Here is a 23,479-nt window from a genome sequence, read left to right as displayed (position 1 = left end):
TAAGAATTAAAAGTAATATATACAATTAAAAAAATTGAAATGTAGTGCATAAAATTGAAATTAAAATTTTTTAGAAAGTAGGGCTTAAAAATATGAATTTAGATAGCTTGAATCAAAATCAATTAAAAGCTGTAGAGCATATCGAAGGACCGTGCATGGTTCTTGCAGGTCCTGGTTCTGGAAAGACGAGGGTTATAACCTATAGAATTGCGAATATGGTGCTTGAAAAAAATGTACCTGCAGCTAGAATTTTAGCTATAAGTTTTACAAAAGCATCATCTATGGAAATGAAAAATAGGATAAGAGCTATATCTGATGATATTAGATTATCTAAGGTAACTTGCGGAACTTTCCATTCAGTATTTTTTAAAATCCTGAGATATTTTGAGAACCTACAGCTTAAAAGTATTGTAGATGATAAAGAAAAGAGATATGCTATAAAAAATATAGTAAAAAATTTAAAAATAGAAAATACAGATGACGATGATACAATTACTCAGATAATGACCGAGATTTCATATATAAAGAATGAACTTATGAATCCAGCAGAGTATCAATCTGATGTGCTTACAAAGGATGATTTTACAAGGGTTTATTCTATGTATGAGGCATACAAAGAAAATGCAAGAAAAATAGACTTTGACGATATGCTTATAAGAACTTATTATATGCTAAAAGAGTATCCTCAAAGGCTTGAATTTGTAAGAAATGTTTATAAATATATACTAATAGATGAGTTTCAGGATATAAATAGAGTTCAATTTGAGATTATAAGAATGATAGCAAATCCACTAAACAATATATTTGCTGTTGGAGATGAGGATCAGAGTATTTACGGATTTAGAGGGGCTAGACCGGACTTTTTACTTGAATTTGAAAAGTATTTTAAAGGAACAGAAAAGATATTTTTAGATGTAAATTATCGCTCTAAAAAAGAGATAATAGATATATCAAATAATCTTATAAAAAATAATTTAAATAGGTTTGAAAAGACTATAAAATGTGCATCTGGAGGAGGTGCTTCTGTTAGATATATAGAGCCTTATGATCCAGAGGAAGAAGCAACATTTATAGCAAAAGAAATTCAGAAAAAAGTACAAGAAAATGACGATGAATACAGTGAATACGCTGTTATATATAGGACAAATATTCAATCGAGAGCACTTGTAGATGTTTTTATGAATATGAGAATTCCGTTTAGTGTAAAGGATTCTGTTGTAACAATATACAGCCATTGGGCAATTTGTGATATTATATCGTATTTGAAATTGGCTTTAGATCCAAATAGAGCTTTAGATTGGGAGAGAATAATAAATAGACCTCTTAGATACATTCCTAAGGTGGCTATATCAAAGGCAAAGGCCTCTAAAAACTTCTTAGGATGTCTTATGTCTGATTGTGATTTAAAAAAGATACAGCTTAGGACCTTAGAAGAACTAGATATAGATATGGGATATATTAAAACATTGCGGCCAAAATACGCCATATCATACATAAGGTCTACTTTAGATTACGATAGATATATACTAGATTATTGCCAAAATAGAAAAATAAAACCTGCTGGAATAATTGAAATAATGAATGAGTTTGAAAGTTCTGCAGCTAATTTTAAAACTATAAAAGAATTTTTAGAACATATTGAGTTGATAAAGAAGAAGGCAGAAGAAAATACTTTAAATTCTCAGCAGGATGGGGTTGTGTTTACAACAATGCACAGTGCAAAAGGCCTTGAATTTGAAAATGTATATGTAATTGGAGCAAGTGAAGGAATTTCTCCACATGAAAAAACATACGATACAGATGATGAAGAAAAGAAATTTTCTCAGATTGAAGAAGAAAGAAGACTTATGTATGTTGCTGTGACTAGGGCAAAGAATAATGTTTGTATAAGCTCACCACAAAATAGATATTCAAAAAAAATACGGGTTTCTAGATTTGTAAAAGAGATGGAAGATACAAATAAAAGAGTAAAAATAAAGAAGTAAAAAAATTTTCAAAAAATTGTTGACAAAAGGAAATAGTAAAAGTATAATAATAATCAACAACTGAAAGACAAATAAATCCAGTGATGAAGAGAGTAGCCTATAATGGATTTCCAGCGAGTCGGAGTTTGGTGTGAGTCCGATAATGAAGTATAGAGTGAAGAGAACTTTTGAGGATGGTTCCAGAAATAGTAGTATGGAATCAGGTCGCCCGCCTTAAGGGTTTGAGAGGGTAGGTAGAAATACTTATCAATAAGAGTGGTAACGCGGTTAATTCGTCTCTTAGTCTTCGGACTAAGAGATTTTTTTATTTCCAAAATTCGAAAGGCTGAAATATAAAAGAATTTACTAATTACTATCAAGTATTTAAAACCTATCAATAAGAGTGGTAACGCGGTTGATTCGTCTCTTAGCTAAGTAAAATTAGCTAAGGGACTTTTTTATTACTCAAAACTGGACAGTTGTATCTGAACTACCAATTCAGATTGGCGACAAAATACCAAAAAACTAAAAAAACTAAAAAACAAAAGGAAAAAATTAAAAAAAGGAGTGGTTTCATATGAAAATGAAAAAATTAATCAGCTTAGGAATGGCAATGGTATTATCTTTAGGCTTAGTAGCCTGTGGTGGAGGAGAAGATAAAGAAGCTTCAACTTCATCGACGTCAGACAAATTAGAACAAGTAAAAGAAAGTGGAAAATTAGTTGTAGGTATATACCCAGACTACCCACCATTTGAGTTCCACTCAACAGCTAGTGGCTCAGATCAAATAGCAGGAGTTGACAAAGATCTAGGAGAAGCAATAGCTAAAGAATTAGGTGTAGAGGCAGAATTCAAAGAAATAACATTTGATGGACTTATAGGAGCATTAAAAGCAGATAAAATTGATATCATACTTTCAGGAATGTCTCCAACACCAGAACGTGATAAAAGTGTAGACTTTACAGATTTATACTACACTGGTAAAAACATAGTAGCAGTTAAAGAAGGAGAAGAAGATAAAATAAAATCAGTAGATGAATTAAAAAATCTTAAAATAGCAGTTCAGAAAGGTTCAATACAGGAAGCATATGTAACAAAACTTGGCTGTACTTCTATAAAATCTCTTGAAGCTATACCAGATGTAATGACAGAACTTAAAAATGGAAATGTAGATGCAGTAGTAGTAAACGATACAGTTGGTATATTAAACATGCAGGAAATGGGTGGACTTGTTCAGGCTAACTTAGAACTTCCAGCAGGAGATTCTGAAGAAGGTATGGCAGCAGCTGTAAAACAGGATGAGAACAACAAAGCTTTCTTAGAAGCAATAAACAAAGCAGTAAGTAACTTCAAAACTAATGAGTTTGAAAAATCATTAAAAGAAAATACAGATTTAGCAACACAGGAAAACAAATAGTAACATATAAAAGCTGATTTTAAATAATGACTAAAATAAAAAATAATAAAAAAATTTATAACGTGAAGGAGAGTAATTATTATGAAAATGAAAAAATTAGTAAGTTTAGGAATGGCAATGGTATTATCTTTAGGTTTAGTAGCTTGTGGCGGAGGAGAAAAAGAATCTTCTGAAGCAGCAGATAAACTAGATGCAGTAAAAGAAAGTGGTAAATTAGTAGTAGCTATGTCAGCTGACTATCCACCATTTGAATTCCATTCAACAAAAGACGGAGCAGATAAAGTTGCAGGTGTTGATGTTGATTTAGCAAATGCAGTAGCAAAAGAAATAGGTGTAGATGTAGAAGTAAAAGAAATGACATTTGATGGATTAGTTGGAGCTTTAAAAGCAGACAAAGTTGATATGGTTATATCAGGAATGTCACCATCTCCAGAAAGAAAAGAAAATGTTGACTTCTCAGATGTATACTACACTGGTACAAACGTACTTATAGTAAGAAAAGGTGAAGAAAATAAAATAACTTCTGAAGATCAGGTTAAATCAATGAAAGTTGCAGCTCAGAAAGGTTCTATACAGGAAACATACGCTAATAAAATAGGATGTACTGGATTAAAATCTCTTGAATCAGTGCCAGATTTAATGATGGAACTTAAAAACGGAAATGTAGATGCAGTAATAGTTAATGATACAGTTGGTTTAATAAATGTAAATCAGATAGATGGTATAGCATTATCTAGCTTCAACTTACCAGAAGGTGACGCAGAAGAAAGCATGGCTATAGCAGTTAAAAAAGGAAACAACACAGCATACTTAGAAGCAATAAATAAAGCAGTAAAAGATTTCGTAGCTAACGATTTACAGAAATCATTAGAAGATAATTCAGCTTTAGCTGCTCAGGAATAATAAAGAAATACGATAAAGAATAAGAATTCTTTTGTAAGGGGATAGGAGAGATATAACATGAGTTTTGATTTTGTAGGACCATATTTACCAACCTTTATAAAATCAACATTAACAACTATAGAAATATCATTTATAGCATTATTCTTTGGTTTTATAATAGGGCTTATACTTTGCTTAGCTAAAATGTCAAAAAATGGCATATTCAAAGCATTATCAACAATATATATAGAAGTAATTCGTGATACACCACTTTTAGTACAGTTATCAATCATATATTACGGACTTCCACAGGTTGGAATTAATTTCCCAAGTTTATTTGGAATCCCAAGTGACTTTATAGCAGGTGCTTTTGCATTATCTATAAACTCTGGTGCATATGTAGCAGAGATAATGAGATCTGGAATACAGTCAGTAGATAAAGGTCAGATGGAAGCAAGTAGATCATTAGGGCTTAGCTACTGGGCAACTATGAGACACGTAATAGTTCCTCAGGCAGTTAAAAATATACTTCCATCATTAGCAAATGAATTTGTTTCATTAGTAAAAGAATCAGCAATACTATCATTCATAGGAGTAATCGACATAATGTTTACTGCTAATACAGTTAAAAATGCTACATACGATAGTTTTGGCCCATATCTTTTCGCAGCGGCAATCTACTTCGTATTAACATTTACTCTATCAAAACTAGTTGGTCTTCTTGAAAAGAAGATGGCTGCATCAAATTAATTATAGATAAAGGAAAGTGAGAATTATGATTACGATAAAAGATTTACATAAATCTTTTGGTGACCACGAGGTACTAAAAGGTATAGATTTAGAAATTGAAAAAGGTGAAATACTAGTTATAATAGGTCCATCAGGATCAGGTAAAAGTACAATATTAAGATGTATGAACCTTTTAGAAACTCCTACATCAGGGGATATAATATTCGAAGGAAAAAGCTTAGTAGATAAAAATACAAATATAGATGAAGTAAGACAGAACATAGGGATGGTGTTCCAGCACTTCAATCTTTTCCCACACAAAACAATACTAGAAAATGTAACTCTAGCTCCTATAACTCTTAAAAAAATGAGCAAAGAAGAAGCTGAAAAGAAAGCAGAAGTTCTACTAAAAAGAGTAGGGCTTTACGATAAGAAGGATACTTATCCAGCACAGTTATCAGGTGGTCAGAAACAGAGAATTGCTATAGCAAGAGCACTTGCTATGGAGCCTGATATGATGCTATTTGACGAACCTACATCAGCACTTGACCCAGAAATGGTTAAAGAAGTTCTTGAAGTTATAAAAGAACTAGCACAGGATGGTATGACTATGGCAATAGTAACTCACGAAATGGGATTCGCTAAAGAAGTAGCAGATAGAGTTATATTTGTAGATGAAGGAAAAATAATAGAAGATAATACTCCAGAAGAAGTATTCAACAATCCAACACATGAAAGAACAAAAGAGTTCTTTGCAAAAGTATTATCTTAAGGATTGCTTAATTACTCTCTTGAGTTAATTATATAAAATCAGCCTAGAAGGATAGCATTTAAAGATGTTATCCTTCTTTTTTTTAATTATAGGCATGAAAAAAGAAGCTCGGGGTAGTCTACACACTATAGAAACCCCGAAGTTATAAAATTATAAAACGTTGAAATTTCAATAAACATAATTAAAATAAATGTTTCAAAAAGTATAAAAACAGATACGTTTTGAAAATAATTGAGTTACAATTGAGTTACAAGGTAGAAGCTAGAATATGCTTTCAAGTTCATTAATAGCTTCTACTTTTTTATTTTCCATAACTTGAGTATATATATTCAATGTGATTTCAATATCAGAATGACCAAGCAAGGTTTGAACCGTTTTTGGTGGTACACCTTTTTCAAATAATCTAGTCGCAAATGTTTTTCTTAGACCGTGAAATTTTATATGTTCATCTTTTGGTATATTCATTTTATTTTGTATGCGATGAAATGCCCCACCAATAGAATTGGGATTAAGATAATACCCTTTCTTATCACAGAAAATCAAATCATATTCGTTGAAATTAGGTATTTCTCTTTTGATTGCGTCTTGCTGCACTTTATGTTCTAATAGCCTATTAAATATATAGCTAACTATTGGAACAGTACGAAAGCCGTTTGAAGTTTTAGGTGTTTGTTCTATTGTTTCATAGTGTCTTTTCCCGTCCTTATCGAATAGAGCCACACGTTCAACGGTTCTATTAACTGTTAATGTATGATTATCAAAGTCTATATCCGACCATTTTAACCCCGATATTTCGCCAATACGTAACCCCGTACAAAGAGCAGTTAAAAATAATAATTCTAGTTTATGACCCTTTACAGTTTCGGCGAATTGTTTTTGCTGATCCACAGAAAAGACTTCAATTTTTTTATCTTTTGTGTCGGTCGGTATCTCAACCAACTTACAATAATTTTTCTCTATGTAGTTATTTTTTTCGGCACTATCAAGACACGTTTTTAATTTACTGTTAATTTGTTTGATAGTTGCAATAGGTGTTCCGTTATCTAATAATTTGTTATAATAGGCTTGTATATTATTCAATTTTAGCTTGTATAACGGGATATTAGCGATTTCAGAGCCTTCAATATGTGTTCTATAAACGGACTCATAACGGGCGAATGTAGTCGGCTTAATATCTCTTTTTTTAATATTCCATATCCAATAGTTGAACCAGGTCGCAACTGTATATTCGTTTATAGCAGCTGCACCAATAGGATTTAAAAGCTTGTAATTATCCATTTTTTCTTTGACTTCTTTTTTGGTTTTTCCATAAAATGATTTTCTTTTCGCTTTTCCTTTTTCATCAATTCCAATAGTCAATTGTCCTCTGTAGCAATTACGAGAGCTATAAAAGGTAATAGAGCCCTCACCGTTGGCGCGTTTACTCATCAGAGCCACCCTCTTTATTTTCTGTTATTATTTTATTTAATAGTATTTTATATTCTTCTTCGTAAATATCTTCTTTATCTTCGTATCCTCCCGTTCTAATATCACGCATATTTTTATTAATACAGTCAAAAAAGTTAGATAATGGTATCAAAAATTCGTTTATATATTCATCTATTGTTAATGCATAACCACTATTATTTTCGTTTTCTTTTATAACAAAATAAGGTTTTGTTTCTTTTTCTTCTAAAAAATTTAGATTTTTTAATTCTATATTATATTTTAAGTTATTTTTGGATAGATTATATCCATTCAATAAATCATCTATTTCAAAAACTCTCATTTTTCTTTCTACTATGCAATAAGGAAGAAGAATTTTTTTAAATACATCATCGCCAAAAGTATTAATTTTTTCGGCTAGTTTTTCAATATCATCTTTTTTTGAAAAAACTTCTTTACTTCGTTCGTTCAAATTATGAGCTTTGATGAACATCATAATGGATATTGTTTCTTTAAAGTTTGGATTTATTTCTAAAAAGTTAGTTACCTTAATCCAATTATTTTTAGTTGGATTTGTTTTTCCATTTTCATAGTTATATATTGTGTTTTCTGATATACCTGTTTCCTTTGCTAATTCTTTTTGTGTTAAATCTTTCTTTAATCTTAAATTTTTTATTATAAAACCCTCAGAACCTATTTCTAAATTTTTTATTAATTTTTTCTTTTCTAATGCTTCGTAATCAAATAAATTTAATAAGTAATTTTTATTAGTTTCTTCAATTTCTTTTTTTGTCATTATTTTTTCTTTGCTCATTTTAAACCCCTTTCATTGATTTTTCTTTATTATAACTCAGTAAAAAAAATAAAACCACAATTATTTTTATGATAAGTCGCTTGACGAATACCATAATTGTGGTTTAGAATATATTCACAATAATTATTATGATAAATAAATTAAATCATAATAAAAATTATGATAAAAGAGGTGATAAAGAAATGTCTTTAAAATTAGAACGAATAAAAAGAAATCTAACACAAATGAAATTAAAAGAAATTTCCGGGGTTTCTGCGGTTACTATTGGAAAAATAGAAAGAGGAGAAATTGAAAATGTAACTCTATCAACTTATAAAAAACTAGCCCAGGCGCTAGAGATACCCGTTGAAGAATTAATAAAAGAAAGTGAGGTATAAAACAATGACACACGAAAAAGAGCTATTACAGACTATTGACGGCGCTTTTCAGAATTATAAAGAAGCTGAGCAGAAAGAGTTAGAAAAGCAGCAAGGCTATAAAATATTACAGCAGCCCAAATTAGATAAAAGCGAATTAATAACAATAAAGCAGCTAGAACAAGAAAGTGTATTTTCACGGTACACAATAAGAAAGTTTTGTAAAGAACCCGATTTCCCTTGTATTCATATTGGGTGTCGTACTTATATATTAAAGTCTAAGGTGTGGGATTGGATAAATAATCATATAGGGGCGCAGTTTTAGGCGGTGGTTTTTATGCCAGGATATAAAGAAAAGCAGCCTTTTTATAAAACTAATAGCGAGATTTTAAAATTAGACCCTATAACTGATAAGGATTTAATTATTTTCAATCACTACATTTCAAGAAAAGAGAATTTTCAAAGATTAAGCGGAGAGTTGCCAAAAGGATTATTTAGAATTTCCTATACTAGCATTATAAAAGATTTAGGTTTTTCTAGGTGGAAGGCTCAAAATATTATGAAGTATTTTGAAAGTAAAAATATAATTGAATGCATTGAAAAATCAACAAAAAAAGGTATCGAATCTTTATATGCTTATACGTCAGTCTATTACGATGAAACATCAGAAAATGACAATACTAATTGCAATACCAATAACAATACTAATGACAATACTAATTTATATAGTATTTCCAATGGTTTGGAAGGTGTTGACAATACTAATTGCAATACTAATAACAGTACTAATCACAATACATCTAAAAAAGAATTATTAAAAAGAGATATTAAAAAGAATAGTACTATGTCAGACTTTAAAAAGTCAGACGTGCCCCCAGGGGCTTTTAAAAGTGATAATAAAAAGACTACTAGCAGCAAGAGGAAGAAACCAAAGAAGGTATTTGAAGAAAGTTCTATTGAGTATCAATTATCAAAAGAATTATATCAGTATGTACTAGAAGCAAAACCAAAGACAAAAGAACCCGACCTTCAAAAGTGGAGTAAAGATTTTGATTTAATCTTGAGAAAAGACGAAAGAAGTTTGGAGGATCTAAAAAATGTTATTGATTGGATATTCAACGGAGATAGTAACAGTTCTAACTTTTGGAAAAAGAATATAGCAAGCCCCGGAGCCCTAAGGGGAACAACTAAAAACGGCGCTGACAAGTTCGCCGAAATATATAGTCAAATGGAAAATGATAATAGCTATACACTAAAACAAGCTAATAAAAGTTATTTAGAAGATACCGACGTTGATTTATCGATTGAGGATATTATAAAAATAAATCTAGGGGAAACGAATAATCAATAAATAGCAAAAATATTTAAAATTTGATACCTAGAATATACGTTCTATATACTTAATGATAATTTACACTACTAACAAACAAAAAAGCCTTAAAATCGATTTAAACGGCTTTAGGGCTTTTGATAAAAATCTTGCTGCACGAAAGGAGAATATAAAAATGGATAATTTAAAAAATAAAACGGCTGAACAAGATATAATCGGGCTAATGTTATTAGAACCCGAAACACAACAAGCCCTTGATATAATGCCAGTATCACTATTTACAGATACCGAACAAATAATAATACAAGGGTTCAAAGCTGCACATAAACAAATAGAAAACGTAACAATCGCGGAATTAATGGAAGAATTGAAGAAACCTTCGTACAACCTCAATATAACTACTCTTTCAGAATTAACTAAATTTGTTACAGAGTGCACGTTATCAAAATATAATTTAAACAAAACTATCAAGGTATTAGAAGAATTGGAGAAAAAAAGAAAATGTGTTAGTTACTTAGTTGATAGTGTGGAAAAAATTCAAAACGGGGCGGAGTTAGAAAGCCCGATAATTGAATTGAATGACAAGTTAGAAAGGCTAATAGAGTGCAAAAACGACGGAATAAACGATATTAACAGACTTATTGAAAAGTCTATGAATAGGTTAGAAAATACTGATATTCAAACCAAATTTGGTTATAGTCTACTTGATAAAAATATAGGTGGTGTAAAGCCTGGGGATTATACAATAATCGGCGCTAAGTCGGGAGTAGGTAAAACAACATTAGCCCTAAATATAGCCTTGAATGTACTAGAGCAAGGAAAGAAAGTATTAATAATATCAAGGGAAATGACCGACGTTGATGTATTCGACAGGTTCGCCACAATGGTTTCAAAAATACCGTCAATGAAGTTTAGAAACAAGGATTTTACGGCTGATGATTGGAAAAAGTTTGTAAATGCTAGTGGATACCTGGGAGAGTATGAAGGGAAATTATTAATAGATAATGACAGTACCAAAATATCGGATATTATTAAGTTAGTTAGAAAGTATAAGCCCGATTTAGTAGTAATTGACTACTTGCAGCTTTTGAGTGCTGAGGACGGCTCAAAGCTAGAAAATGCTGAAAGAATAATCGCTAATATATCGCGAAATATACGAACTATGACACTAAAATATAATTGCCACGTTATGGCGCTTGTACAGTTAAATAATAGCTTTAAAGGGATACCACACGGCGAAAATGTAATCAGACAGTCGGCGACAGTGTACCAGGACGCGACCGCGGTTATATACTTGCACGATCTACAAGATAAAGAAGAATTAAAATTTGTATATAGTAGTGTTGGCGGTGTAGATGATAAAGCAATTGAAAATATCATAAAAAATAATAAAAGCAAAAAATCAACTAGTGTATATGCGTTTAAATTGGATAAAAACAGAAACGGCGCTACGGGTATCGAGCCTATAACATTTATCCGCCCTCAATTCAAAATGTATGATAACGACGGGCTAAAAAGATTATAAAGGGGTGATAATTTGAGTACAGAAAGAAAGATTAAATTAATAATACCCGAGCTTATAAAATGGCTTGAGAGCGGTTCGAATGTGGTAGTTGATACCTTTAAAAGTTACCAATTAAGAAACACATTTGACTTGTTTATAATAGCTATAAATGATATTAGAGAGCTTGAGATAATAGGGAAAAATGGTATAAGCTGCAGTTTGAAAATTTTAGATATAAAGGATATTTGGGTTATAGGTGATATATGCCAAATAAGACTAAAAAACGATAAAAAAGCGAATATATTTATAACAAAAATGCCAATAGCAGCATAAAAAAAGAGCCAGGAAAAACCCGACTCAATTATAAAAAAATATGGGTGTGATATACACCATTCAAACAACTACAAGTATATTACACCCTATATATAAAATCAAATTTTTTAAGAGGTGGAGAAAATGACAACTATTGAAGAAAAAGCGAAAGAATACTATGACGGGCTTATAAACAACGAATTAATAAAGATACCTAACCCAAAGAATTTTAAATTAACTGAAATGCTTTATGACTTAAATTTACTTTTGATGAAAGAGTACTATGAAACTTTTGAATGTGAGGATAAGAAAGAAGTTGAAAGAATTTTAAGGGACGCATTATTACAAGGCGATTACCATAGAAACGCAAATATATATCTTATAAAGGGGCTTTATGAAGTGGCTGAATACTATTTTATACAAGGTTTCAAAGCTAATATGGATATACAGGAGCAGCTGAAGTTAAAAGAATGTGCAAAAGACGAATAAAAAATGATTAAATTTATATAGAGGTGTAGAAAAATGAATGAAAACAATATACTTGAAATATTTTATAAACTGTTAGATGAAAATAGATTTGACGATATAAACCAATTTAAGACAGTTGAAAAGGTGCATAATTACGTTGATATGCTGCATAAAAGATATAAAAGAATAGATGAAATATTAGAACTATCAAACGAACAGAGCCAGGAAGAATGTTTATTAAAATTGAAAAATCAATGGCAGCAAGTCGACACATTAAGAAAATCAATTGACGGCGCTTTTTTCGATATACAAGAATATTATTTTATGCAAGGGTTCAAAGCTAGTATGGAGTTACGGGAACAATTAAAAAGACTATTAGATAATAAAGAAAGTGAGTGTGTAAAAGATGAATAAAAAAGACCCATTTGAAATGGACGTTTCGGCACTAGATGAAATGTTCAAAGACTTTGACGAGGCTTTAAAAAGTGATGATTTTTCAATTCCCGATATACCGGGGCTTGATATGGATCTAAATATGCCAGGCTTAGAAATGGATTTAGATATTCCGGATATGGACGATATACCAGGGCTTGAAATGGATTTAGATATTCCGGGGCTTGATTTAGATATGGATTTTGATTTAGATATTGATTTAGATTTTTAATAAATTATTAAAGAAAAATGTAATGTATTAAAAGGGAGTAGCAAAACGCGACTTCCTTTTTTTATGTGTTGGTTGTACAAAAAAGTTCAACCAAAGAGCAGAAGCCAAAATTGGCTTTTGGGTGTAAATTTTTTTTACGGGCTATTACTTAAAAAAGAGCGACAGTTATAACTTTATTCCAAAAGTGGAAAAAAGTTATAAACAAGTGTCGTATTTTGCGACGTTAGATATTTTTAGCTTATCGTGAAACACGACAAGCCTTGAAATTTAGCTATTATAACGAAATGTTAAAATTAAAAGTACCGAAAAGGTAGTTTATATTTAGCTTGTACCTTTTTGGTAAAAGCTTGAAATATAGGGATTGTGGCGAATTACCACAATTAGAAAAATATATGGACTGCATCGAAATAGTGCAACCCTTGAAATATAAAGATTCCGGCAAAACACCCGAAGCCTTGAGATATATGGGTTGTGATGAAATAACATAGAGATGAAATCCCAATTCAGGACTCCATCGACACAAGCTAACAAAAAGAAGTATCCGGACTTTTCGGACTCCCTAAAAAAGGGAATGATTGACCACAAAATTGTGGCGAACGTAAAGTTTCGTTAGCTAAAAAAAGAGTATGCTGACTTTTTTGACACCCTAAAAAAGAGCAACCGAAAAAACGACCTAAAAAATATTAAAGGTATAAACACAAGATGAAGTATTTTCAAGGGCTTAGAATGGCAAATACAAAGCCGTATTAGTGGAGTTTTCCCGAAGTTTTTCTATAAAAATAGAGTTTTTCGGAGTTTTTCTATAAAAGAGTTTTTCCTTAAAAAATTATATAAAAAGATAGCCCCGGGGAAATTTTCGGCAAGGTGCGATTTTTCGACCGGACGACCGACCGAGAAAAGCGACCACCCCAACGGCAAAAAGGGAAAAAGTATTTAAAGAATTTTCGCCAGGTGCGTTTTTGCATTCGGTCGCTTGACCGATAAAACAGAGCCACCAGGGGCAAAAGTACAAACATACCTAAAAGCGAACCTAATTTATCAAGTGTTTCCAATGCTCAAAGAGAAAAAGCGAACCTAATAACAATACTAATTTATATAGTGTTTCCAATACTTTAGAGAGTATAAACAATACTAATTTTGAAATATATATCATTTCTGAGGGGGTGTCCCCAAATTTGGGGAATGAAATATTAGAAGGGCACAAAAAAGTGCTCTACTAGTTGCGAATGTGTAACTAGTGTAAAAATTGCACTTATTAGAATCTGACAGCCAAAATCTTGACCGTCAAGCTAATGTGTAACTAGTGTAAAAATTGCACCCGTGTAGAATTTTCACCGGTTCAAATTTTGAACGGGTAAAAAGTGCGCAAATGAAGTATATAAAAGTATATAGAATATTATAGAAGCGAATACGGGCTATTTTAAGTATATAAAGTGTATTATAGATAATGATTAATAAAATAAAAGGATATACAAATATATATTAATTTATATTTAACTATGTGATTTTATCAAATTTTAATCTTTTAAAGTGAGGGGTGAAAGCCAGTATTTCCAACGTATTCAAAAAAACTGCGTGTTTTATGGATTATGCGCAGTTTTTACAGTTGGACAAAAAAGTACGACAGGAACCCGGAGCGATACCAAAATTGGGAACGAAAAGTTTCGTCGCGAAAATAAACGCATAAGAGTAGAACGAAAAGTTTCGTTTTGCTGACCACAAAATTGTGGTGAATAAAATAATGGGGATTGAATGGGCTTTGAATTGTCTTTTCAATAAAATAGTGGATTATATCATATATTCACGCGGTATAATGTTATAATATAAAAAAGTGATATAATATTTTGATATTCTATTCTTGGGGGTGTAAGAATGGACGATATAAAAAACGAATTAAAAAAATATAATAGTCTAAAAGCTAAATTAAGGCTTTTATATAATGAATTAGAAGCCGTCAAAAGTGAAGGCTCAAATATAAAGGCTTGTTATATTAGGGAAAGAGTTCAAGATTCGTATATAAGCGACTCTACAAGTGAAGGAGCGATACATAACATTGATAAAGAAAAGGCTTTAGAAGGTAAAATAACAAGATTAAAGCTAAGAATAAAACGTGTTGAGGATTTACTTGAAATAGTACCCGAATTAGAAAGGGAATTAATCAAGTGTAGATATTTTCAAAAGATGAGTTGGACGGCTATATGTATGCGTTTTGGATATTGTGAAAGACACCTACAGAAAAAGTTGAATATAGCATTAGAGGATCTAAATGAAGTATACCAGGATATAACGCGAATACACAATGAATTGACTATTGAAATATAATATCAAGCTGCAGCATAACAATTTTATATACCGGAGCTTGTGATATATTAGTCGCTAATATGTTAATAATTGCTAAGGTTTGAAATATTGGAGATGATAGGACGTTTCAAGCTATCATAATATAAAACCTAACAAAACCTAACATATTTTTATATATAGGTGAAAAAGTCGCGGAATATATCAATGCTAAACGTGATATAATGAGTATAGACAATTTTTCTTTTGTATTAGATTTTTGTTAAGAAGGCAAAGAATTAATTTCTTAGAGGGGTTCGCCCCTCTTTTTTTATACGCATTTTTAGAAGGGGCTATGTAGTAATGATACCCTTTTATATGGGCTATGTAGTAATGACCCCATAATTATATATTTAGCGAATAGCAGCAAGAACCCAATAACAAAATGTTATCGAGTTTAAAAGTCGGCTAAACCGATTTTAGAAGTTACTTCAAGTAACACCCGAAAAAGCTAACAATTGCTAACGTTTAAATTCGGATAATATTGAGCTACAAAAGAGTTACATTTTGAATTGAGTTACAATTGAGTTACAAAGTACAAAAAATAAGAAAACACCGACCTTGAAAGTCAGTGTTTCCAATGTATCTACAAAATAGTAGATATGAAAAAAGAAGCTCGGGGTAAGCTTCTTTTTCCTTGTGTGAAAACTTCCGTAATCTTCACACTAAATTCAATAAACATAAAATATATCCCTTTGAAAGGGTACTGGGAATAGATATATTAACTAACTGGGGTTACCAGGGGGATAACCTTAATTAAATTTTAACAAAAAATCATTAAAAAATCAATGAATATTTATTATAAAGTTTAATAAATATAAATTTGTCAATTAGGCAGGAAAAAATTTAATATTGTATTTATCTATATACTATAAAAAGCAAATAGTATATTCTTATAATAATGTATACAATATTAACGTTTTCTTGCATTAAATATGAATTCTATGTTAAAATGTTGAAATTTAAACATATTTTTAATCATAGAAAAGAAAGGGTTAATTCTATAAAAGAAAAATTATCTATAATAATCTATTATTAGAGATAATAAAAAATGATAAAAAATACAGATAAAATAGTTAAAAATTTAACTTTAATAAAAATGAATTTAATAAGAAGAAATATTCGCCTTTTTATCAGTATTTATGTTATAAAATTTATATATATAGTAATAAAAATAAGAATCATGTACTTTAAAATTCAAAAATATGCTATAATTAAATGATATATGTTTAAATACTTTTTAAGCTAGGAAAGGTGTTATTAATGGGAATATATTTAGATAATAGTGCGACAACAAAGCCATATCAAGAAGTAGTTGATAGTATGGTTAAAGCACTTACAGAGGACTATGAAAACCCATCTGCAGCACACAGAATGGGTATGAAAATAGAAAAAAATATAAAAGAAATAAGAAGAAATATAGCTAAGACTATAGGAGCTAAAGAGAAGGAGATTGTATTTACTTCTGGAGGTACAGAGTGCAACAACATGATTATCAGAAGTTGTGCAAATCTTAATAAACAGCGTGGAAACCATATAATATCTACTTCTATAGAACATCCATCTGTTTTAAATACTTTAGAGGATTTAGAAAAGGATGGGTTTGAAGTTACATATCTTCCTGTAAATTCTGAAGGAAAGATAAGTGTAGAGGATTTAGAAAAAAGTCTTAGAGAAGATACTATTTTAGTGAGTGTTATGTTTGTAAATAATGAGGTAGGAAGTATTCAACCGATAAAAGAAATAGGTAATCTTCTAAAAAATAGAAAGAATAAAGTATTTTTCCATGTAGATGCAGTTCAAGGATATGGTAAAGTAGATTTTAGACCGTCTAGATACAATATAGACTTTATGAGTGTTAGTGCCCATAAAATACATGGACCAAAAGGAATTGGATTTATGTATATAAAGGATGGAAATAATTTCAAACCGCTTATGACTGGTGGAGGTCAGGAAAGTAATTTAAGATCAGGAACTGAAAATGTTCCGGGAATATACGGTATGGGAGCTGCAATATCTAAGTTATTTTCAGATTTAAATGGCTCTATAGAAAAAATGGATTCATTAAAAAATCTTTTAAAAGAAGAAATATCAAAAAATATAGATGGAATAAAGATAAATTCTCCAGAAGATGGGGTTTGTCATATATTAAATGTATCTTTTGAAGATGTAAGGGGAGAAGTACTTTTACATTATCTTGAACAGAAAGAAGTATATGTATCTACAGGTTCTGCTTGCTCATCAAAGAAAAAGGGTAGCCATGTATTAAATGCTATGGGACTTACTCCAAATCAGATTGAAGGAGCTATAAGATTTAGTTTATCTGATATGAACACAGAGGAAGAAGTAGTTAAGGCTGTAGAGATATTAAAAGACTCTGTGGAAGATTTGAGAAAGATAATAAGAATAAGAAGATAGTTTTAGATATTTTAGAAAAATATTGAGAATAATAAAATTTAGAGAAGATAATAAAAAATTAAAAGAAAATAATTGAAAAGAGGTGCCGATTTGTACAATATATTAATAGTTAAATACGGGGAAATAGGAGTAAAAGGAAAAAATAGATACCTTTTCGAAAATAAGCTTATAAAAAATATAAAAAATATGCTTAAACCACTAGGTGAATACAATGTTTACAAAGAATACGGAAGAATATATGTTGATGTAAACGACGACGATTATGAAGAAGTAATGGAAGAAGTTAGAAAAGTATTTGGTATAGTTGGAGTTTGTCCAGGGATAAAAGCTGAAAAAGACTACGATGTACTAAAAGCTACAGCATTAAAATTAATAGAACAGAAGATAGAAGAAGGTGCTAAGACTTTCAAAGTTGAATCAAGAAGAGGAGATAAATCTCTTCCACTTACATCTCAGGAAATGAGTATAGACATAGGTGGATATATACTTTCTAATGTTAAGGATAGAATAAAAGTTGATGTTAGAAATCCAGAAGTTAAGGTTAGATGTGAATACAGAGAGTTAAATACAATGGTTTATACAGACTCTGTACCAGGTTACGGTGGACTGCCAATGGGAACTGCAGGTAAGGCTATGTCTCTTCTTTCAGGAGGTATAGACAGTCCAGTAGCTACTTGGATGGTTGCTAAGAGAGGTATGGATATAGAATGTATCCACTTCCACACATATCCATTCACTAGTGAAAGATCTAGAGAAAAGGTATTAGATTTAGCGAGAACTCTTTCAAGATACTGTGGACCAATAAAAGTACATTGCTGTAATATACTTGAAATAGAAAAAGAAATAACTGAAAAATTAAATAGAGAAGAAACTACTATACATTCAAGAAGATTTATGATGATGATAACTCAGAGATTAGCAGAGCAGAGAAATTGTCAGGCTATAGTTACAGGTGAAAGTATAGGACAGGTTGCATCTCAGACTATATACGGATTAACTTGTACTAATGCAGTTTGTAGTTTACCAGTATTTAGACCACTTATAGCTATGGATAAATCAGATATAATTGATATAGCTCAGGAAATAGGTACTTATGATATCTCTATAGTTCCAGAAGAGGATTGCTGTAGTGTATTTGCTCCTAAGAAACCTATAACTAAACCTAAGTTAGAAAGAATAGAAAAATCAGAAGAGAAACTAGATATAGAAGCACTTATAGAAGGTGCTATGGCAACTATTGAAACAATAGTTTGCGAAGTAGAATAATAGAGACATCAGTAAAATAAAGAAAATCAAAAGACTTATTTTTTAATATATGTGTGTATTACAGCAATAAGTCTTTTGATTTATAAAAAAATTATGTAAATATATTAGAAAAAAGGGGTTGAAATAGTTATGTTTATGACTGAAAATATTCAGACAGACAGACAGACAGACAGACAGACAGACAGACAGACAGACAGACAGACAGACAGACAGACAGACATAATTTAAGTATATATATAAGTAAAAATAAAAAAATGAATAGTGTTAAAAAAATAGATATAAAAATATTTTTATAAAAAATATTTTTATATCTATTTTTTTTTGAAAAATTGAGGAGGAAAATAATGGAGAATAATATTTTTAAAGAAGTTGAAAATACTTTAAAAAAAGATACTAAATATGTATCAGAAGATGGTAAAATCTTAAAAGCAAAAGTTTATAGTGATGTAATGACAATGAATAAAAGTCTTTTATCACTTCTAATGTCTAATGAAAATATAAAAGAAATTTTCTTTGAAAATGTAGATGGGCTACTTATTTTTGATAAACAAAAATTTGCTTGGTTTATAGAATCTAAAGAATTTTTACCTGATTCTTATACTGCTTATACAAATAAAATTGGTTTAACTAAAGATGGAAGTTTTATATCTAAATCTAATGATGTAGTATTAGATTTTCCATATAAAGATTGTGTACTTGAAGGTGGGCAGGATAAAGATGATCAAAAGAGAACAGAAATTTTTTACAATGAAATAATTGCAGGTGATGAAATACGCAGAATGTTAGCACCAAAGGTATTTACTAATTCTAAAAGATATACAAAAGATGGTGTAGAGAAAAATATTACCTTTAACGAAGATGATAACTTAATTATAAAAGGAAATAATCTAATAGCTTTATCAAGTTTACTTAGAAGATATGAAGGAAAAGTCAAATGTATATATATAGATCCACCATATTATTTTTGTAATAATAAACCATCTGATAGTTTTAAATACAATTCTAATTTCAAATTATCAACTTGGTTGACTTTTATGAAAGATAGATTACTTATTGCAAAAAGATTATTGAAAAATAATGGTGTCATTTTTTGTCATATGAATGAAGATGGTATGCATTGGACTAAGATACTAATGGAAGAAATTTTTAGTTCAGAAAACTTTGTAGAAACATTTATTTGGAAGAATACAGATAATCCAAATTCTTTATCGAAAAAGAGCAGATCTTCTGTTGAATATATTATTTGTTTTGAAAAAAATAAAATTCCTTCTGCTGAATATATAGGTAGAGAAACAGAAAATGGAGATGCACCATTACTTAATACTGGTAATAATATTCATTCATTAACTTTTCCTTCAGGAGTAATTAGATTTAATATTCCTGATGGAAAATATAAAGCTAGTAAACTAGATAAAGTTGAAATAGCTAATGATTTTGAAGTGAAAGATGGTAAGAATATTCAAGAAGTAAAATTGATAGGAGAATTTAAATGGGGACAAAAAATGCTTAATGAAGAAATAGAGAAAGGAACGTATTTTTTAGTTAAAACGAATAAGTTTTCTGTACGTTTCCAACGCCCTAATGGAACAATAATGGCACCGGAAAAATTTATTGATGATCAATATCTATCAAAGGCGATTGGAGTAGGTACTAATGAAGATGCAAATTCACATCTTAAAAAATTAAATTTGGATTTTACTTATTCAAAACCAGAAAGTGTAATAGCATTTCTTATTAGAGCTGTTACAAAAGAAAATGATATAGTCTTAGATTTTTTTATGGGTTCAGGAACAACTTGTGCAGTAGCTCACAAAATGGGAAGAAGATATATAGGAATAGAACAAATGAACTATATAGAAAATATTACAGTTGAGAGAATGAAAAAGGTTATAGAAGGAGAACAAGGTGGAATTTCTAAAGAAGTTGATTGGAAAGGTGGAGGTTCTTTTGTTTACTGTGAACTTATGGAAAATGCTAATATTTTAATTGAAAAAATTCAAAAAGCAGATGAAAAAAATATATCGGATATAAAATCTGAAATATACTCAGATGATAGAATAGTACCATATATTACAACAGAAGAACTTGAAAAAGCAGAGAATGAGTTTAAAGAATTAAATTTAGAAGAAAAGAAAAAAAGTCTTATTCAATTAGTTGATAAAAATAAACTTTATGTAAATTACTCAGATATAGAAGATAAAGAGTTTAATGTTAGTGAAGAAGATAAATCTTTTACAAATTCGTTCTATAAGGAGATTTAGCTATGAGTGAACATTTTTTATATGAAAAAATAGATATTTTGAAAGAAAATATTGATATTCGGATATCCCTAAAATTATTGAAAATGGATTATCTAAAAATATAGTTCTAAGAGAATATCAAAAAGATGCTTTTAACAACTTTCAAATTTACTTTGAAAATGAAAAATTAAGAAAAAATAAGCAAGTACACACACTTTTTCATATGGCAACAGGAAGTGGTAAAACTGTTATTATGGCAGGACTTATTCTTTATCTATATACTAAAGGATATAGAAAATTTTTATTCTTTGTAAATCAAAAAAATATTGTTGAAAAAACTATTGAAAACTTTACAAATCCTACATCTAGCAAATATTTATTTAATGATATTATAGAATATCTAGGAAATAAAATTAATATAAAAAAAGTTGATAATTTTATCGGAAATTCATTTGATGAAGATATAGAAATAGTATTTACAACAACTCAAAAGCTTCATGATGATTTATCTGAGGTAAAGGAAAACTCTATAACAATTAAAGAATTTGAAGATAATAAAATAGTATTTATCTCTGATGAAAGTCATCATATAAATACTTTAACTAAAAAACTAAATAAAGATGAAGATAAGGCTATTAAGAGCTGGGAATATTCAGTAGTAAGAGCACTTACAAGTAATAAAGATAGTATAATGTTAGAGTTTACTGCAACTTGTGATTTAAAAGATAAAAATGTAAAAGATAAATATCTAGATAAAATAGTATTTAACTATCCATTAGTTTCTTTCAGAGAAAGTGGTTATACAAAAGATTTCCAAAACTTTGCAACAGATACAGATTTATGGACTAGGACTTTAATGGCACTTGTTATGAGTGAGTATAGAAGATTTTTATTTTCGGATTTAAAACTAAATATAAAACCTGTAGTAATGTTAAAATCTCAGAAAATAGTAGAATCTGAAAAATTTTATGAAGAATTCTTTAAAAAAGTAAAAAATGTAACAAGTTATGAAATATCTAATTTAGAGAATGTTGGAATAGACGTGTTAACTAAAGCCATATTATACTTTAAAGAGAAAGATGATACATTAGAACTTCTTGAACATTCAATTAAAAATTCATTTACAGAAGAAACTTCAATTATTATGAATGGATCATCAGATAATAATAAAGAAAATCAGTTATTAGTAAATTCATTAGAAGATTTAGATAACCCAATCAGAATAATTTTTGCAGTAGATATGCTAAATGAAGGTTGGGACGTTTTAAATTTATTTGATATCGTAAGATTATATGATACAAGACAAGCAAGTGGTAAAGCAGGTAAGATAGGAAAATATACAATTAGTGAAGCTCAGTTAATCGGAAGGGGAGCTAGATATTGTCCTTTCGTTATTAATAACGAAGATGAAATTAAATTCAAAAGAAAATATGATATGGATATAGATAATAAAAATCGAATACTTGAAACTATGTATTTCCATAGTAAAAATGATTCAAGATACATTTCAGAATTGAAAAAAGCTTTAATAGAAACAGGACTTCAAGCAGAAGAACCAAAAGTTTTAGAATATCAGTTAAAAGAAGAATTTAAAGATACAGACTTCTATAAAAAAGCCATAGTATTCTCCAATAAAAGAGAAGTAGATAAAAGAGAGGAAGTTGAAGGAATAATTCCTAGTATGAGAAACAAAATATATCATTACAAGACGATATCAGGTAAAGGTAAAATAGTAAATTTAATTGGAGAAGATACAAAAGATGAATTAAAAGAAAACATTAAGACTTTAAAATTTAAAGAAATACCCTTAAATATACTACTTGGAGCAGTAGAGTGTTTTGATGAATTAAGATTTAATGTTTTAAAAGTTAAATATCCATCTCTTTCTTCTACAAAAGAGTTTTTAATATCTGATAATTATATTGGTAACACAAGGCTTGAAATAACGTATACAGAGGATACATTAAGTACTAAAGATTTATTTTTAGCAACTAAACATGCACTTACAAAGGTTTCTAGCCATATTACATCAATAAAACCTAAGTATAAAGGCAGTAAAGAATTTACTCCTAAAATGCTTAAAGATGTATTAAGAGATAAGAAAATACAATTATCTGCTATAGATCAAAATGGTGGAAAAGGAGATTCTCAAAACAATTGTATAAATACAGATTATAAGTTGGACTTAGAAAATGAAGAATGGTATGTATTTAATGATAACTACGGAACAAGTGAAGAAAAGTTATTCTTAAAACACTTTAAATCTGTTATAGAACCAAAATTGATTGAAAAAGACTTAGAATATTACATTATAAGAAATGAAAGAGTTCCTGAACTTGCTATATATTCATTTGATGATGGGGAAAGGTTTGAACCTGACTTCCTATTATTTTTAAGAAAAAAAGGCTTTGATAAAACTTTAAATCTTCAAGGTTATATAGAACCAAAAGGTTCTCATTTATTAGACCAGGATTCTTGGAAAGAAAGTTTCCTAAAAGAAATAAAAAACTCTTATAATATAAAAGGTTTTTTAGCAGATAACCATAAAATTCTTGGTTTGCCATTTTTTAATAAAGAAAAT

General features: G+C 29.6%; 19 protein-coding genes, 1 pseudogene and 1 other annotated feature. Of the genes and pseudogenes, 18 read left to right on the top strand and 2 right to left on the bottom strand.

The genetic code is table 11. From position 1 onward, the window contains the following. Positions 1-92: 92 nt before the first annotated feature. The 5 genes from ACK2WO_RS00100 (at position 93) to ACK2WO_RS00080 (ending at position 5,764) form a co-directional block, all read left to right on the top strand. Positions 93-1,985, top strand: a complete 1,893-nt coding sequence (locus ACK2WO_RS00100) for an ATP-dependent helicase (RefSeq protein ID WP_414698017.1) — start codon at positions 93-95, stop codon at positions 1,983-1,985. A 71-nt stretch (positions 1,986-2,056) separates the two neighbouring features. Further along, positions 2,057-2,268, top strand: a binding site (T-box leader). Between the two features lie 273 nt (positions 2,269-2,541). Beyond that, positions 2,542-3,381: a transporter substrate-binding domain-containing protein gene (locus tag ACK2WO_RS00095; protein ID WP_414698016.1), complete on the top strand. Its 840-nt coding sequence runs from the start codon at positions 2,542-2,544 to the stop codon at positions 3,379-3,381. A gap of 81 nt (positions 3,382-3,462) precedes the next feature. Next, positions 3,463-4,284, top strand: a complete 822-nt coding sequence (locus ACK2WO_RS00090) for a transporter substrate-binding domain-containing protein (protein WP_414698015.1) — start codon at positions 3,463-3,465, stop codon at positions 4,282-4,284. Positions 4,285-4,341: 57 nt separating this feature from the next. After that, the gene (locus ACK2WO_RS00085) at positions 4,342-5,013 is read left to right on the top strand and encodes an amino acid ABC transporter permease (RefSeq protein ID WP_178411521.1); all 672 of its coding nucleotides are present in this window, start codon (positions 4,342-4,344) and stop codon (positions 5,011-5,013) included. Between the two features lie 25 nt (positions 5,014-5,038). Continuing rightward, positions 5,039-5,764 carry an amino acid ABC transporter ATP-binding protein gene (locus tag ACK2WO_RS00080; RefSeq protein ID WP_006440707.1) on the top strand — a complete coding sequence of 242 codons (726 nt, stop codon included), beginning with the start codon at positions 5,039-5,041 and terminating at the stop codon, positions 5,762-5,764. 261 nt (positions 5,765-6,025) lie between these two features. Here ACK2WO_RS00080 and ACK2WO_RS00075 read toward each other — a convergent pair whose 3' ends face one another. Together ACK2WO_RS00075 and ACK2WO_RS00070 are read right to left on the bottom strand one after the other, a co-directional pair. Beyond that, complete coding sequence (locus tag ACK2WO_RS00075; protein WP_414698014.1) at positions 6,026-7,192, bottom strand: tyrosine-type recombinase/integrase; 1,167 nt, start codon at positions 7,190-7,192, stop codon at positions 6,026-6,028. Further along, the gene (locus ACK2WO_RS00070; RefSeq protein ID WP_414698013.1) at positions 7,185-8,003 is read right to left on the bottom strand and encodes a helix-turn-helix domain-containing protein; all 819 of its coding nucleotides are present in this window, start codon (positions 8,001-8,003) and stop codon (positions 7,185-7,187) included. Before ACK2WO_RS00070 ends, ACK2WO_RS00075 begins: the two co-directional genes overlap by 8 nt. Before the next feature lie 182 nt (positions 8,004-8,185). On the opposite strand from ACK2WO_RS00070, the gene ACK2WO_RS00065 reads away from it, so the two are divergent. The 13 genes and pseudogenes from ACK2WO_RS00065 to ACK2WO_RS00005 form a co-directional block, all read left to right on the top strand. After that, a complete protein-coding gene (locus tag ACK2WO_RS00065; protein ID WP_414698012.1) occupies positions 8,186-8,380 on the top strand; it encodes a helix-turn-helix domain-containing protein in 195 nt (64 codons plus the stop codon). A gap of 4 nt (positions 8,381-8,384) precedes the next feature. Continuing rightward, positions 8,385-8,684, top strand: a complete 300-nt coding sequence (locus ACK2WO_RS00060; RefSeq protein ID WP_414698011.1) for a helix-turn-helix transcriptional regulator — start codon at positions 8,385-8,387, stop codon at positions 8,682-8,684. Between the two features lie 12 nt (positions 8,685-8,696). Then, positions 8,697-9,710, top strand: coding sequence for a hypothetical protein (locus tag ACK2WO_RS00055; protein WP_414698010.1), 1,014 nt, complete (start codon positions 8,697-8,699; stop codon positions 9,708-9,710). Positions 9,711-9,912: 202 nt separating this feature from the next. Then, positions 9,913-11,214: a replicative DNA helicase gene (locus ACK2WO_RS00050; protein WP_414698009.1), complete on the top strand. Its 1,302-nt coding sequence runs from the start codon at positions 9,913-9,915 to the stop codon at positions 11,212-11,214. 12 nt (positions 11,215-11,226) lie between these two features. Continuing rightward, a complete protein-coding gene (locus ACK2WO_RS00045) occupies positions 11,227-11,526 on the top strand; it encodes a hypothetical protein (RefSeq protein ID WP_414698008.1) in 300 nt (99 codons plus the stop codon). A gap of 123 nt (positions 11,527-11,649) precedes the next feature. Next, positions 11,650-11,994: a hypothetical protein gene (locus tag ACK2WO_RS00040; protein WP_414698007.1), complete on the top strand. Its 345-nt coding sequence runs from the start codon at positions 11,650-11,652 to the stop codon at positions 11,992-11,994. Positions 11,995-12,027: 33 nt separating this feature from the next. Continuing rightward, complete coding sequence (locus tag ACK2WO_RS00035; RefSeq protein ID WP_414698006.1) at positions 12,028-12,387, top strand: hypothetical protein; 360 nt, start codon at positions 12,028-12,030, stop codon at positions 12,385-12,387. Further along, entirely contained in the window at positions 12,380-12,637 is a 258-nt protein-coding gene (locus ACK2WO_RS00030; protein WP_414698005.1) for a hypothetical protein, read from the top strand. Before ACK2WO_RS00035 ends, ACK2WO_RS00030 begins: the two co-directional genes overlap by 8 nt. Positions 12,638-14,509: 1,872 nt before the next feature. Then, positions 14,510-14,959 carry a hypothetical protein gene (locus ACK2WO_RS00025; RefSeq protein WP_414698004.1) on the top strand — a complete coding sequence of 150 codons (450 nt, stop codon included), beginning with the start codon at positions 14,510-14,512 and terminating at the stop codon, positions 14,957-14,959. Positions 14,960-16,237: 1,278 nt separating this feature from the next. Then, positions 16,238-17,392 (top strand): cysteine desulfurase family protein, encoded by a 1,155-nt coding sequence (locus ACK2WO_RS00020; protein WP_414698003.1) that lies wholly within the window; start codon positions 16,238-16,240, stop codon positions 17,390-17,392. A gap of 90 nt (positions 17,393-17,482) precedes the next feature. Continuing rightward, positions 17,483-18,658, top strand: a complete 1,176-nt coding sequence (gene thiI, locus ACK2WO_RS00015; protein ID WP_414698002.1) for a tRNA uracil 4-sulfurtransferase ThiI — start codon at positions 17,483-17,485, stop codon at positions 18,656-18,658. Positions 18,659-19,002: 344 nt separating this feature from the next. Beyond that, the gene (locus tag ACK2WO_RS00010; RefSeq protein ID WP_414698001.1) at positions 19,003-20,919 is read left to right on the top strand and encodes a DNA methyltransferase; all 1,917 of its coding nucleotides are present in this window, start codon (positions 19,003-19,005) and stop codon (positions 20,917-20,919) included. A 64-nt stretch (positions 20,920-20,983) separates the two neighbouring features. Beyond that, positions 20,984-21,556: pseudogene (locus ACK2WO_RS00005) on the top strand (DEAD/DEAH box helicase family protein); the annotation flags it as partial. Between the last annotated feature and the right edge of the window lie 1,923 nt (positions 21,557-23,479).

Source organism: Peptacetobacter sp. AB845, from assembly GCF_047528295.1.
Classification (GTDB): domain Bacteria; phylum Bacillota; class Clostridia; order Peptostreptococcales; family Peptostreptococcaceae; genus Peptacetobacter.
The sequence above is the reverse complement of the archived record's forward strand: the minus strand, read 5'-3'. Positions and strand labels throughout refer to the sequence as shown.

Bases quoted from the DNA above. Each gene is read 5' to 3' on its own strand.
- ACK2WO_RS00100 (WP_414698017.1), top strand. From the start codon at position 93: ATGAATTTAGATAGCTTGAATCAAAATCAATTAAAAGCTGTAGAGCAT.
- ACK2WO_RS00095 (WP_414698016.1), top strand. From the start codon at position 2,542: ATGAAAATGAAAAAATTAATCAGCTTAGGAATGGCAATGGTATTATCT.
- ACK2WO_RS00090 (WP_414698015.1), top strand. From the start codon at position 3,463: ATGAAAATGAAAAAATTAGTAAGTTTAGGAATGGCAATGGTATTATCT.
- ACK2WO_RS00085 (WP_178411521.1), top strand. From the start codon at position 4,342: ATGAGTTTTGATTTTGTAGGACCATATTTACCAACCTTTATAAAATCA.
- ACK2WO_RS00080 (WP_006440707.1), top strand. From the start codon at position 5,039: ATGATTACGATAAAAGATTTACATAAATCTTTTGGTGACCACGAGGTA.
- ACK2WO_RS00075 (WP_414698014.1), bottom strand. From the start codon at position 7,192: ATGAGTAAACGCGCCAACGGTGAGGGCTCTATTACCTTTTATAGCTCT.
- ACK2WO_RS00070 (WP_414698013.1), bottom strand. From the start codon at position 8,003: ATGAGCAAAGAAAAAATAATGACAAAAAAAGAAATTGAAGAAACTAAT.
- ACK2WO_RS00065 (WP_414698012.1), top strand. From the start codon at position 8,186: ATGTCTTTAAAATTAGAACGAATAAAAAGAAATCTAACACAAATGAAA.
- ACK2WO_RS00060 (WP_414698011.1), top strand. From the start codon at position 8,385: ATGACACACGAAAAAGAGCTATTACAGACTATTGACGGCGCTTTTCAG.
- ACK2WO_RS00055 (WP_414698010.1), top strand. From the start codon at position 8,697: ATGCCAGGATATAAAGAAAAGCAGCCTTTTTATAAAACTAATAGCGAG.
- ACK2WO_RS00050 (WP_414698009.1), top strand. From the start codon at position 9,913: ATGTTATTAGAACCCGAAACACAACAAGCCCTTGATATAATGCCAGTA.
- ACK2WO_RS00040 (WP_414698007.1), top strand. From the start codon at position 11,650: ATGACAACTATTGAAGAAAAAGCGAAAGAATACTATGACGGGCTTATA.
- ACK2WO_RS00035 (WP_414698006.1), top strand. From the start codon at position 12,028: ATGAATGAAAACAATATACTTGAAATATTTTATAAACTGTTAGATGAA.
- ACK2WO_RS00030 (WP_414698005.1), top strand. From the start codon at position 12,380: ATGAATAAAAAAGACCCATTTGAAATGGACGTTTCGGCACTAGATGAA.
- ACK2WO_RS00025 (WP_414698004.1), top strand. From the start codon at position 14,510: ATGGACGATATAAAAAACGAATTAAAAAAATATAATAGTCTAAAAGCT.
- ACK2WO_RS00020 (WP_414698003.1), top strand. From the start codon at position 16,238: ATGGGAATATATTTAGATAATAGTGCGACAACAAAGCCATATCAAGAA.
- ACK2WO_RS00010 (WP_414698001.1), top strand. From the start codon at position 19,003: ATGGAGAATAATATTTTTAAAGAAGTTGAAAATACTTTAAAAAAAGAT.